The sequence below is a fragment of the Streptomyces lancefieldiae genome (assembly GCF_031845825.1).
GTDB classification, from domain to species: domain Bacteria; phylum Actinomycetota; class Actinomycetes; order Streptomycetales; family Streptomycetaceae; genus Streptomyces; species Streptomyces lancefieldiae.
This window is the reverse complement of record NZ_JAVRFH010000011.1, coordinates 102,631-117,976: the sequence shown is the minus strand read 5'-3', so window position 1 is coordinate 117,976 and position 15,346 is coordinate 102,631. Positions and strand designations below refer to the sequence as shown.

At 70.5% G+C, this 15,346-nt stretch carries 9 protein-coding genes and 1 tRNA gene; 8 read left to right on the top strand and 2 right to left on the bottom strand.

Translation table 11 applies throughout. From position 1 onward, the window contains the following. Positions 1–8 precede the first annotated feature (8 nt). From RM812_RS13950 to RM812_RS13935, 4 genes are all read left to right on the top strand, one after another. Positions 9–6,650, top strand: coding sequence for a DEAD/DEAH box helicase (locus tag RM812_RS13950; RefSeq protein ID WP_311572825.1), 6,642 nt, complete (start codon positions 9–11; stop codon positions 6,648–6,650). Continuing rightward, positions 6,650–8,794: a UvrD-helicase domain-containing protein gene (locus RM812_RS13945; RefSeq protein ID WP_311572824.1), complete on the top strand. Its 2,145-nt coding sequence runs from the start codon at positions 6,650–6,652 to the stop codon at positions 8,792–8,794. Before RM812_RS13950 ends, RM812_RS13945 begins: the two co-directional genes overlap by 1 nt. 94 nt (positions 8,795–8,888) lie before the next feature. Continuing rightward, a complete protein-coding gene (locus RM812_RS13940) occupies positions 8,889–10,265 on the top strand; it encodes an AAA family ATPase (protein ID WP_311572823.1) in 1,377 nt (458 codons plus the stop codon). Between the two features lie 44 nt (positions 10,266–10,309). Beyond that, positions 10,310–11,008 carry an HNH endonuclease gene (locus RM812_RS13935; RefSeq protein ID WP_311572822.1) on the top strand — a complete coding sequence of 233 codons (699 nt, stop codon included), beginning with the start codon at positions 10,310–10,312 and terminating at the stop codon, positions 11,006–11,008. Between the two features lie 88 nt (positions 11,009–11,096). On the opposite strand, the gene RM812_RS13930 is transcribed toward RM812_RS13935, so the two are convergent. Beyond that, positions 11,097–11,184, bottom strand: a tRNA-Leu gene (locus RM812_RS13930). Positions 11,185–11,382: 198 nt separating this feature from the next. Between RM812_RS13930 and RM812_RS13925 the strand changes: the two genes are divergently transcribed. The 3 genes from RM812_RS13925 (at position 11,383) to RM812_RS13915 (ending at position 14,108) form a co-directional block, all read left to right on the top strand. Further along, on the top strand, positions 11,383–12,708 hold the full coding sequence (locus RM812_RS13925; RefSeq protein ID WP_311572821.1) for a M20/M25/M40 family metallo-hydrolase: 1,326 nt from the start codon (positions 11,383–11,385) through the stop codon (positions 12,706–12,708). 190 nt (positions 12,709–12,898) lie between these two features. Next, complete coding sequence (gene chpH, locus RM812_RS13920) at positions 12,899–13,132, top strand: chaplin ChpH (RefSeq protein ID WP_311572820.1); 234 nt, start codon at positions 12,899–12,901, stop codon at positions 13,130–13,132. Between the two features lie 184 nt (positions 13,133–13,316). Further along, positions 13,317–14,108, top strand: a complete 792-nt coding sequence (locus tag RM812_RS13915) for a chaplin (RefSeq protein WP_311572819.1) — start codon at positions 13,317–13,319, stop codon at positions 14,106–14,108. Positions 14,109–14,199: 91 nt separating this feature from the next. Here RM812_RS13915 and RM812_RS13910 read toward each other — a convergent pair whose 3' ends face one another. After that, positions 14,200–14,388, bottom strand: a complete 189-nt coding sequence (locus RM812_RS13910) for a DUF5703 family protein (protein ID WP_311572818.1) — start codon at positions 14,386–14,388, stop codon at positions 14,200–14,202. A gap of 47 nt (positions 14,389–14,435) precedes the next feature. Here RM812_RS13910 and RM812_RS13905 point away from each other — a divergent pair, with 47 nt between their 5' ends. Next, positions 14,436–15,248: a hypothetical protein gene (locus RM812_RS13905; RefSeq protein ID WP_311572817.1), complete on the top strand. Its 813-nt coding sequence runs from the start codon at positions 14,436–14,438 to the stop codon at positions 15,246–15,248. Positions 15,249–15,346: the final 98 nt, after the last annotated feature.

Here is a 15,346-nt window from a genome sequence, read left to right as displayed (position 1 = left end):
TCACCGCCATGCTTCCCTCTCTGGCCGCCGAGGATCTGCGTCGTGCCCTCGCCGCGTACCTGACGACGAGCTTCGCGCTCGCCGACGACGACGTCCGCGAGGAGCTCGAGGCGTTCCTGGAGCGGCCGGAGAGCAGGCTCTTCCGGGGCCCGTACCTCCGTGTCCGTACCCCCTTCCGGGAGGCGCCCCCCGGCTGGGAGAAGGCCCTCGACTGGCACCCCGACCTGCGCCCCTACACCCACCAGGCCGCCGCCTGGCAACGCCTGTCCAGCAAGTCGGGCCACGCCCCCGAGCCGACGATCGTCACCACCGGCACCGGCTCCGGCAAGACGGAGTCGTTCCTCATCCCGATCCTGGACCACTGCGCCCGCGCCCGAGCCGCCGGAGTGAAGGGCGTCAAGGCCCTCCTGCTTTACCCGATGAACGCGCTGGCCGACGACCAGGCCCGCCGTATCGACGACCTGCTCGCCAAGAACCCCGCCCTCTCCTCCGTCACCGCCGGCGTCTACATCGGCGGAACCGCCGGCAACCGTCCCCCGGAGGACGAGGACGAGGACGCCCCCGGCTCCTACGCCCGCGAGGCCGGCGCGAGCACGATCACCCCCGCCCAGCTGTCGCCCGACAGCCGCCTGATCACCGACCGTGAGGCGATCCGGGCCAATCCACCGGACCTCCTCCTCACCAACTACAAGATGCTGGACCTCCTCCTCCAGCGCGTCCCGGACGTCCCGCTCTGGAAGGACGGCGGGCTGACCTACGTCGTCCTGGACGAGTTTCACACCTACGACGGCGCCCAGGGCACCGACGTCGCCATGCTGCTGCGCCGCCTCGGCGCCGCCACCGGCAAGGCGGAACCGGGCCGCCCGCTCGGCACGATCACCCCCGTCGCCACCTCCGCCACCCTCGGCGGCGGCGCCCCCGCCGACGAGGTCGCCCCGGACGCCGACGGCCCGCAGAAGTCGGACCGCGAACTGCTCCTCGAATTCGCCGAGAAGGTCTTCGGAACGCCCTTCCCCGACACCGCCCTCATCGGCGAGGACCGCCAGTCACCCGCCGACTTCGTCGCCGAACCGGACTTCCTCCTCCCCGTCCCCTCACCGGCCGACCTCGCCGCGGTCCCCGACCCCCTCGACGACCCCACCGCCATCCACCGACTGGCGGAACTCGTCGTCGGCATGGACTTCGCCGACCCCGTCGAGCTCGGCCGGAAGCTCCGCCAGCACAACCTCATCCGGGCCCTCCTCGACGTCGCCGGAGACCTCCCCGTCACCGTCCCGGACATCGCCCGGGAGTTCGCCAAGCGCGGCGGTGGCGCGGCCTGGGACGAGGCGGCCCGTACGGACGTCGACCTGGTCGCGACCGGCCTCGCCCGGCTCCTCGCCCTCGTGTCGACCGCCCGAGCCGAGGACCCTGACACCGGCCGCGTCGGCCCGTTCCTGCGCGTCGAGGCCCAGCTCTGGGTGCGCGAGGTGCGCCGTGTCATCCGCGCCGCGACGGCGACCCCGCACTTCCGCTGGTTCGACGACGACGGCCCCACTGGAGACACCCAGCCCAACCCGGCCAACCTCGCCATCTACCCCGCCGCCGAAGTGGACAGCACCGCCGACGCCGAAGCGGACAAAAGCGCTGGCACCGATGCGCCCGCCCGGTTCGTCCGGCCCGTCGGACCGGCCTACCGGGCCCATCTCCCCGCCGTGTACTGCCGCCACTGCGGACGCTCGGGCTGGGCGGCGCTCTCCACGGACCTGGAGTGGCAGCAGCTCAAGACCAAGCCGCTGGAGATCTACCGCGCCTCTGCCCAGAACAACCGGGCCGTGCGCTGGATGATCCGCGCTAGGCCCGGCGAGCACACCCCCGTCTTCCTGCACCCCGAGGAAGGCGAGCTGCGGACCGTCTCCAGCAGCGAGACCGTGCCCGTGCTCACCGTCCCTGGGCCGATCCCCGCCGGCGCGGGCGACCGGTGCCCGTCCTGCGACCTCTCCGACGGCATGCGCTTCCTCGGTGCGGGAACCGCCACCCTCGCCTCCGTCACCACCACCCAGCTCTTCTCCGACCGGGGCCTGACCGACGACGAACGCAAGCTGCTCGTCTTCACCGACTCCGTGCAGGACGCCACGCACCGGGCCGCGTTCATCGCCAACCGCAGCTTCGGCTTCACCTTCCGCGGCCTGCTCGCCGAGCAGCTCAAGCCGGGCGTCCCCGTCGCCGTGCACGATCTCGCCACCGACGCCGCCGAGGCAGTCGTGACGGCCGCCGAGAAGGGCGAGCGGAGCAAGCTCGCCTCGATCGTCCCGCCCGACCTGCGGGACAACCCGGAGATCCGCACCCTCCTCACTGGCGAGGGCTTCAGTGATGCGGGCGCGTACATGCTGCAGGACCGCATGGTCTTCCAGACCCTGATGGAGTTCGGCCTGCGTTCCCGCCTCGGCCGCACCCTCGAACTGACCCGCACCACCGCCGTCGAGGTGGAGCTGCCCGACGCCGCCACCGTCGCCGCGCTGCTGCGGGAGGCCCACCAGCGCCTCCCCGGACAGATCACGCTCCCCGCCGACGACACCGCGTACCAGGTCTACCTGCGCGGGCTCCTCGAGCGGATGCGGCTGCGCGGCGCGCTGTTCCACCCCTGGCTGAAGGAGTACATCGCGCAGGCCGGCGCCCGCCGCTGGCCGATCTGGGGCGGACGGCCCACCGGGATGCCCGCCTTCCCACGCGGCCTCGCCGCACCGACCTTCCCGATCCTCGGCAAACTCGGGACGTCCGACTTCGACTCGCTCAACCGCGACAACACCTGGTTCGCCGACTGGGGCCACCGGGCCCTCGGCTGCACGCGACACGAGGCCCGCGCCGTCGCCGAACAGGCGATGAAGCTGCTGGCCCAGCGCGAGGTGCTGGCCACCTACCCCGGCGACGGCGGCTCGACCGTCTTCGCGCTGCGGCCGCGCACCATCATGGTGCACAGCCTCGCCACCGACCCGTCGTCACCCGACGACGCCTACGGCGCCGCCGTCAACGACTACGGCGTCCGCTGCGACAGCTGCACCTGGCGCCACACCGTGCCGCCCGGCCGGCGCGACGACTGGCTCGGCACCCCGTGCCTGCGCTTCCAGTGCACCGGCACCTTCACCACCGACGACCGCGATTACCGGGACGACTACTACCGCCGCCTCTACACCGTCGACCGGCCCGGGGACGTCCTCACCGCCGAGCACACAGGTGCGCTGAGCCGGGCCCGCCGTGAGGAGGTCGAGCAGGCCTTCAAACTGCGCCGCGCGCCCTTCGACCCGAACGTCCTGACCTGCACGCCGACCCTCGAACTCGGCATCGACATCGGCGACCTGTCCGCCGTACTGCTGGCCTCCCTGCCTCCCGCGCCCGCAAACTACGCGCAGCGCATCGGCCGCGCCGGACGCAGCACCGGCAACTCGCTCACCGTCACCTTCGTCCCGCGCGGCGCCCGCAACCAGTACTACCTGCACGCACCCGAGCAGATGCTCGCCGGGCGGATCATCCCGCCGGACTGCTACCTCGACGCCTCCGAGATCCTGCACCGCCAGTACCTGGCGTACCTGCTGGACCGGGCCGCCGACCGCAGCCTGTGGCAGGGGACGGCGATGCCCGAGGAGCCCATGCCACACCGCATCGGCGCGCTCTTCACCCGAGGGCTGGCGGCAGACGGCTGGTTCCGCCGCTTCCTGGACGTCGCCCAGGCCCGCCACACCGAACTGGCCTCCGCCTTCATTGCGCTTTTCCCCGCCATGTCGCCGGAGGCCGAGCAGGGGCTGCGGCAGTTCGCCGGACTGAAGCTGGAGGAGTCGGTGGGCAAGGCCGCCACCGCCTGGCGCAAGCGCCTGGAGGCGCTGCGCTCCCGCTCCCGGCAGATCGGCCGCGCCTTCGACGCCCTGTCCACCGCCTCCGGCGACCGCGAACGCGACGAACAGCGCCGCCAGCTCTACGCAGAGCGCAGGTCCGTCAACAAGCGCCGGGACGCCCTGGTCGGCGAGAACTCGGTCAACGCCATGGTCCGGCTCGGCCTGCTGCCCAACTACACGCTCCACGACGACGCCACGCTCCTGGACGCGACACTGTGGTGGAAGGACGCCGACGGCGAGTTCCAGGAGAAACTGACCGAGTACGGACGCGGCTCGCGCACCGGCCTGCTGGAACTCGCACCCGGCAACACCTTCCACAGCGACGGCTACAAGTACATCGTCAACGGCGTCGACCTGGGCGCCAGCGAGGGCGACACCGCCTACGCCCAGTGGCGGCTGTGCCCCGAGTGCGGCTACGTCGCCACCGCGGAGAGCGGCCCCGACCTGACTGCCTGCCCGCGCTGTCAGGCCGCGCAGATCGGCGACCCGGGTTCTCTCCACACCGTCCTCGTGCCCGAACGCGTCACCGCCCGCGAACGCCGCGAGGACGCACGGCTCACCGACGAGCGCGACGAGCGCGAACGGCGCCGGTTCTCCGACCTCACACTGGTCGACATCGACCCGGACCAGCCCCAGGGACTGCGGGCCTGGAAGCGGAAGGGGGACCTGCCGTTCGGTGTCGAGTTCGCGCGGGAGGCGACCATCCGCACCCTGAACCTCGGCCCGGCCGCCGTCGCGGGACCCGAGCACCAGATCGCGGGGGAGCAGGTCCAGGTCCCCGGCTTCGAGACCTGCCTGGAGTGCGGGGCCGTACGCGGCGTGCACCCCCAGGCGTGGGACCGCAACGCCCAGCGGATCGGCACCCGGCACGCGTACTGGTGCGGTCACAAGGACGACGGGATCGACGCCGAACCGGTACAGCGGCTCGTCCTCGCACACGAGCTGACGACCCAGGCGCTGCGGATCCTGCTGCCCTTCTCCACCTTGCACCTGGAGACCCGGCTGGTGTCGTTCAAGGCGGCGCTGCTGCTGGGCATCACCAAGCACTTCGGCGGCGCCCCCGACCACCTGCGGGTCGTCACCGCCACCATGCCGGGCGGCATGCAGGAACTGCGCCGCCGGTTCCTCGTCCTGCACGACTCCATGCCCGGCGGCACGGGCTACCTGGAACACCTCGCCGACCGCACCGTGCTGCACCGAGTGCTGACCCTCGCCCAGACCGCGCTGCGGGACTGCCCCTGCGGCAAGGAGAACGTCCGCACCCCCTGCCACCGCTGCCTGCTGCCGCACGTCAGAAGCGACGAGCACCCCCACGCCTCGCTGCGCGTCGCCAGGGAACTCCTCGACGAGATCCTCACCGACTGGGACACCGAGGACGTCGACACCCTGTCCGGCGTGCGCATCGACCAGCTCGCCGACAGCGAACTGGAGGCCCAGTTCGTCCGCACCCTCGTCGAGTGGGGCAGCCGCCCGCAGGAGACCGGCACGGTGACGCCCCGCGCCGGTGAGCGCGGCATGGAGTACGAGCTGCGCTTCACCCGGCCCGACGGCGGCACCACCCGCTGGCTCTTCCAGGACCACGTACGCCAGCTGACCTCCGCGCCCAGCGAACCGGACTACCTGCTGACCCGGATCGACGGGCCCTCCACCCGCATCGCGGTCTTCCTCGACGGCTACGCCTACCACGCCAGCGCCGGCATCAACCGGATCGCCGACGACGCGGCCAAGCGCGAAGCGCTGCGGGCCGACGGCACGCAGGTGTGGCAGTTCACCCACGCCGACGTCATGGCCTGGAGGGCGGCCGTGGAGGGGACCTCGGCCGACCGCGAGGTACGCACGCCCGCGGAACCGCTCCTCGGCGACAACGCGCTGCGGACGGCCCGGCAGATCCACCAGTCCCTGATCGGCGGTCCGCGCTCGGAGGACACCCTGGACCCGGTGCTGCGCAACCCGATCGAGACCCTGCTGGCGGTACTCGCCGACCCCGACGCGGAGAGGTGGTCCCGCAAGGCCGCCGCCCTCATCGGCGGCTTCGCCGGGGGCGGGGCGTCGCGGCAGCCGGTCGACCGGCAGGCCGCGGGCGAACGACTGTCGCGGATACTGGCCGGCGAGCTCCTGCCCACCCCCGCAGGTCAGGTAGCCCCCGACGCCATGGCACTGGACGCCCGCACACCGGGCGGACTGCGCGTCATCGGCCTGCTCGACCGGCGGGCCGAGCCCTCGACCGGACAGCCCGGAATGTCCGCCTGGTCGGCCTTCACCGTCCTGGACGACCGCGACGAGGCCGTCGCCGAGCCCGCCCACCGCCGGCGCTGGGCCGACTGGCTGCGCTGGTCCAACCTGTTGCAACTGTTGACCGGCACCCACGGCCCCGCACTCCCGCGCTCGTTCCACCAGGTGGCCGTGTCCACGGCCGCACAGGTGGACGCGCACGCGGTCGCCCTGCTCGCGGGCGCGCTGCCCACCACGAGCGGCGTACCCGAGCAGCTGCCGCAGCCCTGGGCGGAAGCGGTCGAGTGGGCCGCGCCCCAGGTCGAGGAACTGCTGTTCGCCCTGGTCAAGGAAGCCCACACGCGCCGCTACGGCGCGCCGGAGGTCGGCTTCGAGCTCGACGAGCGGATGCCGGACCAGGCGGAACTCGCCTGGCCCGACGCCAGGGTGGCGGTCTTCCTCGACACGAACGAGGACCGGGACGCGGCGTTCGCGGCGGCCGGCTGGCACGTCGCCCACGCGGAAACTGTTGATGTGGCCGAGCTGGCCGAGCGTTTGGAGAACCGCTGATGTCCAAGGCCCAGGTCGTCATGGCTGACGTCTTCGGCAAGTACTACGACGCCCTGGACGGAGCCGTCCAGGCGCAGGTGCTGCAGTTCATCATGAAGATGCAGCGCGACCCGGACGCCAACGGACTCAACCTCAAGCCGCCGAAGGGCGGCCGGGACAAGCGGGTCCGCACGGCCAGGATCAACGACAACTTCCGGGCCGTGCTGATGCACTACGCCGACCGGATCTACTACCTGGTGGCGGTGCTACCGCACGACGACGCCTACACCCTCGCCTCCCACATTATCTTCGACATCAACAAGGTCACCGGCGGCGTCGAACTGATCAACCTGGCGAGTGTCGAGGGCACCCTCGGCGGACAGCCCGCCAAGGCTCCCGCCGAGCAGACCGAGCCGTCGGTCTTCGCCGAGGTCTCCGGCGCGGACTTCGACCGGCTCGGCGTCCACCCCTCGGTCGTCCCCGCCCTACGGGAGATCCGCAGCGTCGACGCCATCCTCGGCTTCGTCGAACACCTGCCGAAACTCGCCCGGGACGTGATCCTCTGCCTCGCCGACGGCATGACCGTCGAGCAGGTCTGGGAGCAGGTCAGCTCGGTGGCCGCCACCAGCGACACCATCGATCCGGAGGACTACGAGGCCGCCAACGAACGTCCGGCGACCAAGGAGTCGTTCGTCATCACTGGTGACGTCGCCGAGTTCAAGCAAATCATGTCCGAACCGCTGTCGGCCTGGCGGATCTTCCTGCACCCGGCACAGCGCGCCCTGGCCGAGCGCAAGACCCCCAACAAGGGCTCGGTGCGCGTCACCGGCGGCCCCGGCACGGGCAAGACCGTCGTGGCCCTCCACCGGGTCAAGGCCCTGGCCGAACGGATGCCGCCGGGTCAGGCGATCCTGCTCACCACCTACACCACCACCCTCGCCGAGCTGCTGCGCTCCCTGCTGGAGGACCTCGGCGGCGCACAGCTCGCGGCGAAGGTCGACGTCCGCAACATCGACAAGGTCTCCTACGGCATAGCCAAGGACATCTTCGGTACCAAGACCCCGAAGCCGCTCGGTGACGACGAGATCCGCAAGCGCTGGGAGGAAGTCGCCGACGAGCAGCAGTCACACCGCTGGGACGCACGCTTCCTCGAAGCGGAATGGAAGCAGGTCGTCCTGGCCCAGGACGTACGCAGCCGCGACGAGTACTTCGCCGCCAGCCGGGCCGGCCGTGGCCGACGCCTCAACCGCCCCGAGCGCGCCCAGGTGTGGGGGCTGATCGAAGCCTTCGAACACCGCCTGGACGCGGCCGGCGAGGTAGGCGTCACCCAGCTCGCCGCCCAGGCCGCCCGGATCGCCTCCGGCTGGAACGACGAGACGCGCCCGTACCGGCACATCGTCGTGGACGAGGCCCAGGACCTGCACGCCGCACACTGGAAGCTGCTGCGGGCACTGGTTCCGGACGGCGAGGACGACCTGTTCATCGTCGGCGACGCCCACCAGAGGATCTACGGCAACCAGACCCCGCTGAGCGCCCACGGCATCAACGTGCGAGGCGGACGCTCCAAGCGGCTCACCTTGAACTACCGCACGACCCGGCAGATCCTCGCCACCTCCCTGAGCCTGCTGGGCGACGCGAAGTTCGATGACCTAGACGACTCGACCGAGGACCTGGCGGGCTACCGGTCCGTCCTCGGGGGAGCCAGGCCGGAGCTCGTCGAGCACCCCTCCACGGCCGCCGAGCTCGCCGGACTGATCACCCGGATCGAGGGCTGGCTGGGCGAAGGGCTGAAGGAGGACGAGATCGTCGTCACGGCCCGGACCAACAAGCTCGTCAAGGCGGCGGTGGAAGCGCTGAACGGCGCGGGCATCAAGGCCGTCCAGGTGATGTCACGGCAGACCCCGGAGATCGGTTCCGGAGTGCATGTGATGACGATGCACCGGATCAAGGGGCTGGAGTACCGAGCGGTCGCGATCATCGGCGTGGGCGCGGACCACGTGCCCCAGCCCGGTGCGATGACTCCCGTGTCCGAGGACCGTCTGCAGCACGAGCGTGACCTGCAGCGCGAACGCTCCCTGCTGTTCGTGGCAGCCACCAGGGCGCGCGAACAACTCGCCATCACGTGGGCTGGCAAACGCAGCCCATTCCTGGAGGGTGGTCACTGACCTGGGGTGATTTGTCGGAGCAGCACGTTACAGTCGCCGCGGAGCCGACTGCTGTGCGGCTCTCACCTCAGAACGGGATGCGGGCGGACGGGATATGTACCTCAAGAATCTGCGCCTACGGAACATCAGGTCGTTCCACGGTGCGCGCACAGTCGACCTGGACCTGACCCGACCTGACGGCTCCTATGCGGGCTGGACGGTACTGGCCGGCCGAAACGGCTCGGGTAAGACGACGCTGCTGCGCGCGCTCGCCCTGGCGGTCAGCGGACCGGCCGTCGCCCGGAGTCTCGTCCCCGGGTTCGACACCTGGGTCGCCAGGAACGAAAGGGTGGCGAAGGCGGAGGTCTGCCTGGTCCACGACGCCGAGGACGACGAGTTCACGACGGGAAGGCGTCCGGCCCTGCCCATCTGGGCCGGGCTGCGGTGGACCGCATCGAATGAAGGGTCGCTGTCCGGCAAGCCGGGGGCCAGCAGGACCGGCCAGCCGTCGCTGATGCCCATCGGTTACCAGAAGGAGCGCCCCGTCGCCCTGCGCGGTCCGTGGGCCGACAACCCCGTGGGATGGTTCTGCGCGGGGTACGGGCCCTTCCGTAGACTGGCCGGCGGCTCCAGCGACATCCAACGGCTGATGTCCAGCTCGGGCCCTGTTGCTCGGCTGACCAGCCTCTTCCACGAGGACGCCTCTCTGGCGGAGGGCGTGAGCTGGCTCATCGAGCAGCATCTGCGTGCCTTCGAGGACCGCGAGGGCGCCCAAGACCTCAAGGCTGCCGCCCTGGCCATCCTCGGTGACGATCTGCTCCCCGACGACTACCGCGTCGACAGCGTCGACTCCGAGGGCCTGTGGGTCATAAACCGGAATCACAAATTCCCGCTGCGCGAGATGAGCGACGGTTACCGCACGGTGGCTGCCCTGGTCGTGGACATCCTCAAGCAGATCCACGACGCCTACGGCGAACTCGTTCTCGACACGACGGGCGGTGCTCCGAACGTGTCGAGTTCGGGAGTCGTCATCATCGACGAGATCGACGCCCATCTGCACGTCTCCTGGCAGAAGCGGATCGGTGGCTGGCTGAAGGCGCACTTCCCGAACATCCAGTTCATCGTCACCACGCACAGCCCGTACATCTGCCAGGCGGCCGACCCGGGCGGCCTGATCCGGCTCCCGGGCCCGGACGAGGACAGCCCGGTGGAAGTCGTGCCCGAGCACCTCTACGACCGCATCATCTTCGGCAGCGGGGACGACGCGGTCCTCTCCGACCTGTTCGGGCTCGACACCCCCTACTCGGAGAAGGCCGAGCAGAAGCGGGAGGAGCTCATCGCCCTGGAACTGGACGTGGTGCGCGGCCGTGCCAACGAGGAGGAGAAGGCCCACTATCGGGCTCTGAAGCGCAAGCTGACCAGTTCCCCGGCGACCCGCGTCGACGAGATCACGGTCCGGCGCCACTCGAGCCGCACGCGGGGTGATTCGTGATCCGCATCACGCGAGGGATCCTCCCGCAGCAGACTCTGACGGCAATGTCCGGTCACACGGACGACATCAGACAGGCCCCCGTCCCACGGCAGCGGGCGAAGCAGTTATGGGAGCACACGACTGTACGGAGGCACGTACACCCGGCCCTGCGCACAGCCCTGGCGGAGATGGCGCCCGGCCTGGAACGCTGCATGTACTGCGGGGACAACCAGGGCACGGACATCGACCACTTCGAGCCCCTCCGTGAGAATCCGTTACGGACCTTCGACTGGAGCAACCACCTCCTGGCGTGCTCCCTGTGCAACAGCCACCTGAAGCGCGACGTCTTCCCGCTCGCCGCCGACGGCACACCCCTGCTCATCGACCCGAGCAGTGAGGACCCCGCAGCACACCTGCACCTTTCGCTCGGCACCGGCGTGTACGTGCACCTCACGGACAAGGGTAAGGAGACGGTCAAGGTCTTCGGTCTCAACCGAGGCATTCTCGTCCGAGGACGTCTCAACGCCTACCGGATCACCCCGCTCCTGCTGCGGGAATGGCGCGTCGCCGTCGACAAGGGTGACCTTGAGGACGCCGCGGACTGCGCGGCCACCATCTGGGAACAGCCGACTGCCGACGTCGTCCATGCCATGTTCCACCAGGCGCTCGCCCCTGGTGCCGAAGACATCTTCGTGGATGAGTCCGAAGCCCTTGCTCTGCTGCGTGACCCAGAGGTTCGTACAGCTCTTCTGTCTGGTATCTGACCTGGTTCATGTCGGCTCGCGGGAAGTCACCGGCGCGACGGGAACAATGAAGGGCCCTTGGTCACCAAGGGCCCTTCATCAATCTTGCTGGTGTCCGAGGGGGGACTTGAACCCCCACGCCCGATAAAGGGCACTAGCACCTCAAGCTAGCGCGTCTGCCATTCCGCCACCCGGACAAGGTGTCTGTCGTGCGGGGTGTTCCCCGCGGCGACGACGTAAACATTACCAGGCTTTCCGGGGTGGCCGATCACCCCTCCTTGGGCGCGGACGGCCGGAGGGGGAGGATGAGGGGGACCCACCAGCAGTGACATCAGCAGTGACAAGCAGCAGTGACATCAGCAGTGACAAGCAGCAGTGACAGCGGGAGGAAGCACGTGAGCGAGTCGGGCACGGCCAGGAGCGTCACCGGCGAGGACGAGGTCGTCGACCTCTGCCGCGAGCTGATCCGGATCGACACCAGTAACTACGGCGACCACTCGGGCCCGGGCGAGCGCAAGGCGGCCGAGTACGTCGCCGAGAAGCTCGCCGAGGTGGGACTCGAACCGCGGATCTTCGAGTCCCACCCCGGGCGCGCCTCCACAGTGGCCCGGATCGAGGGTGAGGACCCGTCCCGGCCCGCGCTGCTCATCCACGGGCACACCGACGTCGTCCCCGCCAACGCGGACGACTGGACCCACCACCCGTTCTCCGGGGAGATCGCGGACGGGTGCGTGTGGGGGCGCGGCGCGGTCGACATGAAGGACATGGACGCGATGACCCTCGCGGTCGTCCGCGACCGGCTGCGCAGCGGGCGCAAGCCGCCCCGGGACATCGTGCTGGCGTTCCTCGCGGACGAGGAGGCGGGCGGCACGTACGGCGCGCGCCACCTGGTCGACCACCACCCCGACCTCTTCGAGGGCGTCACCGAGGCGATCAGCGAGGTGGGGGGCTTCTCCTTCACCGTGAGCGAGCAGCGCCGCCTCTACCTGATCCAGACGGCCGAGAAGGGCATGCACTGGATGAAGCTGACCGTGGCCGGCACCGCCGGGCACGGATCGATGATCCACCGCGACAACGCCATCACCGAGCTGTCGGAGGCGGTCGCGCGTCTCGGCCGGCACACGTTCCCCGTCCGCGTCACGAAGACGACCCGGGCCTTCCTCGACGAACTGGGTGATGCCCTCGGGACCGAGCTCGACCCGGAGGACATGGAGGGGACCCTCGCCCGGCTCGGCGGCATCGCCAAGCTCATCGGCGCGACCCTGAGCAACACCGCCAACCCCACGCAGCTCGGCGCGGGCTACAAGGTCAACGTCATCCCGGGCGAGGCGACCGCGCACGTCGACGGGCGGTTCCTGCCCGGACACGAGGAGGAGTTCCTCGCCGACCTCGACCGGATCCTCGGGCCGAAGGTGCGGCGCGAGGACGTCCACTCCGACAAGGCCGTCGAGACCACGTTCGACGGAGCTCTCGTGGACGCGATGCAGTCCGCGCTGGTGGCGGAGGACCCGGCCGCGAAGGCCATCCCGTACATGCTCTCGGGCGGTACGGACGCCAAGTCCTTCGACGACCTCGGCATCCGGGGCTTCGGCTTCGCGCCGCTCAAGCTGCCGCCGGAGCTGGACTTCGCGGGCATGTTCCACGGGGTGGACGAGCGAGTGCCGGTGGAGGGGCTGCAGTTCGGCGTGCGGGTGCTCGACCGCTTCATCGACGCGTCCTGAACCGGTCCGCCGAGATCGGCCCGGCGGAACGCGACTTCATCGGTCACCGCGTTCGCCGGTATTCGGTCGCACGTACGGGAGGCGCCCTGGACGGATGAATACGCTCATAAGCTCGTAGCCTCATTACTCCCTCCTCGTTACAAGTAATGCGATCAGCAACCTGGATCGCTTTTGCCAACTAGGAGGAATAATGCTCAAGAAGGTCGTCGCCGTCGCGGCAGCCACCGGTGGTCTGGTTCTCGCGGGTGCGGGCATGGCCACCGCCGACTCCGGCGCCCAGGGTGCCGCCGTGCACTCGCCCGGCGTCCTTTCCGGCAACGTCGTCCAGGTGCCCGTTCACGTCCCGGTGAACGCCTGTGGCAACACGATCTCCGTGATCGGCCTGCTGAACCCCGCCTTCGGCAACGTCTGCGTCAACAAGTGACGTTGTGCCTCGCCCCATGAGGGTCTGAGTCTGCCGGCCCCGGAGCGCGCGCCACGCGCTCCGGGGCCGACGGCCTTTGAGGGACCTCCGGGGCGGGGGAACGACGGCACATCGGAATTCTCGGCAATCTCGGTACTCGGCATTCTCGGTACTACGGGACTAGGGCAAGGCAGGGATGCAGGAAATGCGACAGGTCACCCGCAAGGGCCTGATGACGATGGCGGCGGCCACCGGCGTGATCGCCGCCGCGGGCGGCGCCGCCCACGCGGACTCGGGGGCGTACGGCTCGAGTTCGGATTCACCCGGCGTACTGTCCGGCAACACGGTGCAGGCGCCGGTGCACGTGCCCGTGAACATCTGCGGCAACACCGTCGACGTGGTCGGCATCCTCAACCCGGCGATGGGCACGGCGTGCGTCAACCAGGGCGGCGGTTCGTCCGGCGGGCACGGCGACTCCCAAGGCTCCGGGGGGTCCGGAAGCCACGGGGGCTCACACGGGGGCTCGCACGCCGACGGGCACGCCACCGACTCACCCGGCGTCGGCTCCGGCAACCATGTCGAGGTGCCGGTCCATGTGCCGGTGAACGTGTGCGGCAACAGCGTCGACGTCGTCGGCGCCCTCAACCCGACCACCGGGAACGACTGTGCCAACGGGGGCGGTGGTGATCACTCCACGCCGCCCGGCGGCGACCAGGAGACGCCACCCGAGGAACCCGGGAACCCCGGGAACCCCGAGAACCCCGGGAACCCGGATCACCCCGGTGCCCCGGACAACCCGCCCGGCCCGGACGACGAGACGGCGGGCGGCTCCCCGCACGTCAACCAGCCGGTCGCCCACACCGTCACCCAGCCCCGGGGCACCGCCCAGCTCGCCCGGACCGGCAGCGACCTGCCCCTGGGCCTCGCCCTGCCGGTGGGCGCGGGCGCGCTGCTCGCGGGCACGGTGCTGTACCGCAAGGCACGCGCCTCGGCGTGACGCGGCCGGAGCGGCACGTGCAGCGGGCCCCGGCACCGGCGGGGCCCGCTCCGTCTCCGTCGCCCTCACCCGGTCGAGCCCCGTCACCGGCTCACCAGGTGGCGCGTACCTGGCGGATGATCCGCCGGCGCAGCCGCACCTTGCGGCTGCCGTCGCGCAGCAGGGTCAGGCGGTACAACTCCCAGTGTCCGTACTCGGCGTGGTCCGTCAGGAGACGTGTGGTCTCCTTGCGGGTGACCCCGCGCGGCAGGTACACGTCGACAAATTCGTATTCCGGCATCGAATCTATTGTGCGGGCTGGGGCCCGGTACGGATAGCGTCTGCACTATGTCTGATGCTGCGCAGCCCACCGCTGCCGAGGTACGCGCCGCCGCCGAGGCGGTCAAGACAGCGCTCGACCGTCACCTGGTCGCGGTCGAACACAGGTCGGGGGAGGACGACCCGGCCGTCTACGAGGCGTTCAACCAGCTGGCCGCGGCCGCGGAGGCGTACGACGAACTGCTCTACGACCGTTACGACGAGGTCACCCCGTTCGAGATTCCCGGCGCGGACGACACACTGCCGCCGTACACGGGCCCCGAGGAGCCGAACGCGCTGAGCGTCCTGATCCGCCGCGACTACGCCGTGGCCGAGCCGCAGCGGCTGATGGCCCAGGCCCGGCGGATCGAGGCCGCGGACGACGGGGGGCCGGGGGCGGACGCCTCAGGCACGGTCCACGGGGCGGTCGGCATCCTGTTCGGGGAGTTCGAGGCGGACGAGATCGCCTCCCGGCACAAGGAGTTCGGCCTGGAGGAGGGTGACTCCACACTCTGGGTGACGGCCGCGGACGAGCCCGCCGATCCCGGCGAGTGGCTGGAGGCCCCGTTCGAGCAGGCCGATCCGCAGCGAGTGGTCTGTCGCTTCGACGTCAGCGCGGTGTTCGACGACGAGTTCGACGACGACATCGATGACGACGACGGTGACGACGCGGATGTGGACACGGACGCGGACGTGGACGGCGACATCGGTGACCTGGAGGAAGACCTCGTCACGGATCCGGACGAGGACGACGACGCGGACGATGACGCGGACCTGGACCTGGAGGGGGACCTGGACACGGACGAGGACGGTGAGCCGGCTCGGCTGGGGGCCGATCGCTGAGTGGCGAGAGCCGCGACGGCCGGGTCGGCCGGCATGACGGCGGCGGTCACGGGGACGCCCCTGTGACCGCCGCCGTCGCTTTCGCCGGGGCGGTCGGG

Excerpts from the sequence above, each read along its gene's own strand:
- RM812_RS13915 (WP_311572819.1), top strand. The coding sequence starts at position 13,317 with ATGCGACAGGTCACCCGCAAGGGCCTGATGACGATGGCGGCGGCCACC.
- RM812_RS13935 (WP_311572822.1), top strand. The coding sequence starts at position 10,310 with ATGTCCGGTCACACGGACGACATCAGACAGGCCCCCGTCCCACGGCAG.
- RM812_RS13950 (WP_311572825.1), top strand. The coding sequence starts at position 9 with ATGCTTCCCTCTCTGGCCGCCGAGGATCTGCGTCGTGCCCTCGCCGCG.
- RM812_RS13940 (WP_311572823.1), top strand. The coding sequence starts at position 8,889 with ATGTACCTCAAGAATCTGCGCCTACGGAACATCAGGTCGTTCCACGGT.
- RM812_RS13910 (WP_311572818.1), bottom strand. The coding sequence starts at position 14,388 with ATGCCGGAATACGAATTTGTCGACGTGTACCTGCCGCGCGGGGTCACC.
- RM812_RS13905 (WP_311572817.1), top strand. The coding sequence starts at position 14,436 with ATGTCTGATGCTGCGCAGCCCACCGCTGCCGAGGTACGCGCCGCCGCC.
- RM812_RS13945 (WP_311572824.1), top strand. The coding sequence starts at position 6,650 with ATGTCCAAGGCCCAGGTCGTCATGGCTGACGTCTTCGGCAAGTACTAC.
- chpH (WP_311572820.1), top strand. The coding sequence starts at position 12,899 with ATGCTCAAGAAGGTCGTCGCCGTCGCGGCAGCCACCGGTGGTCTGGTT.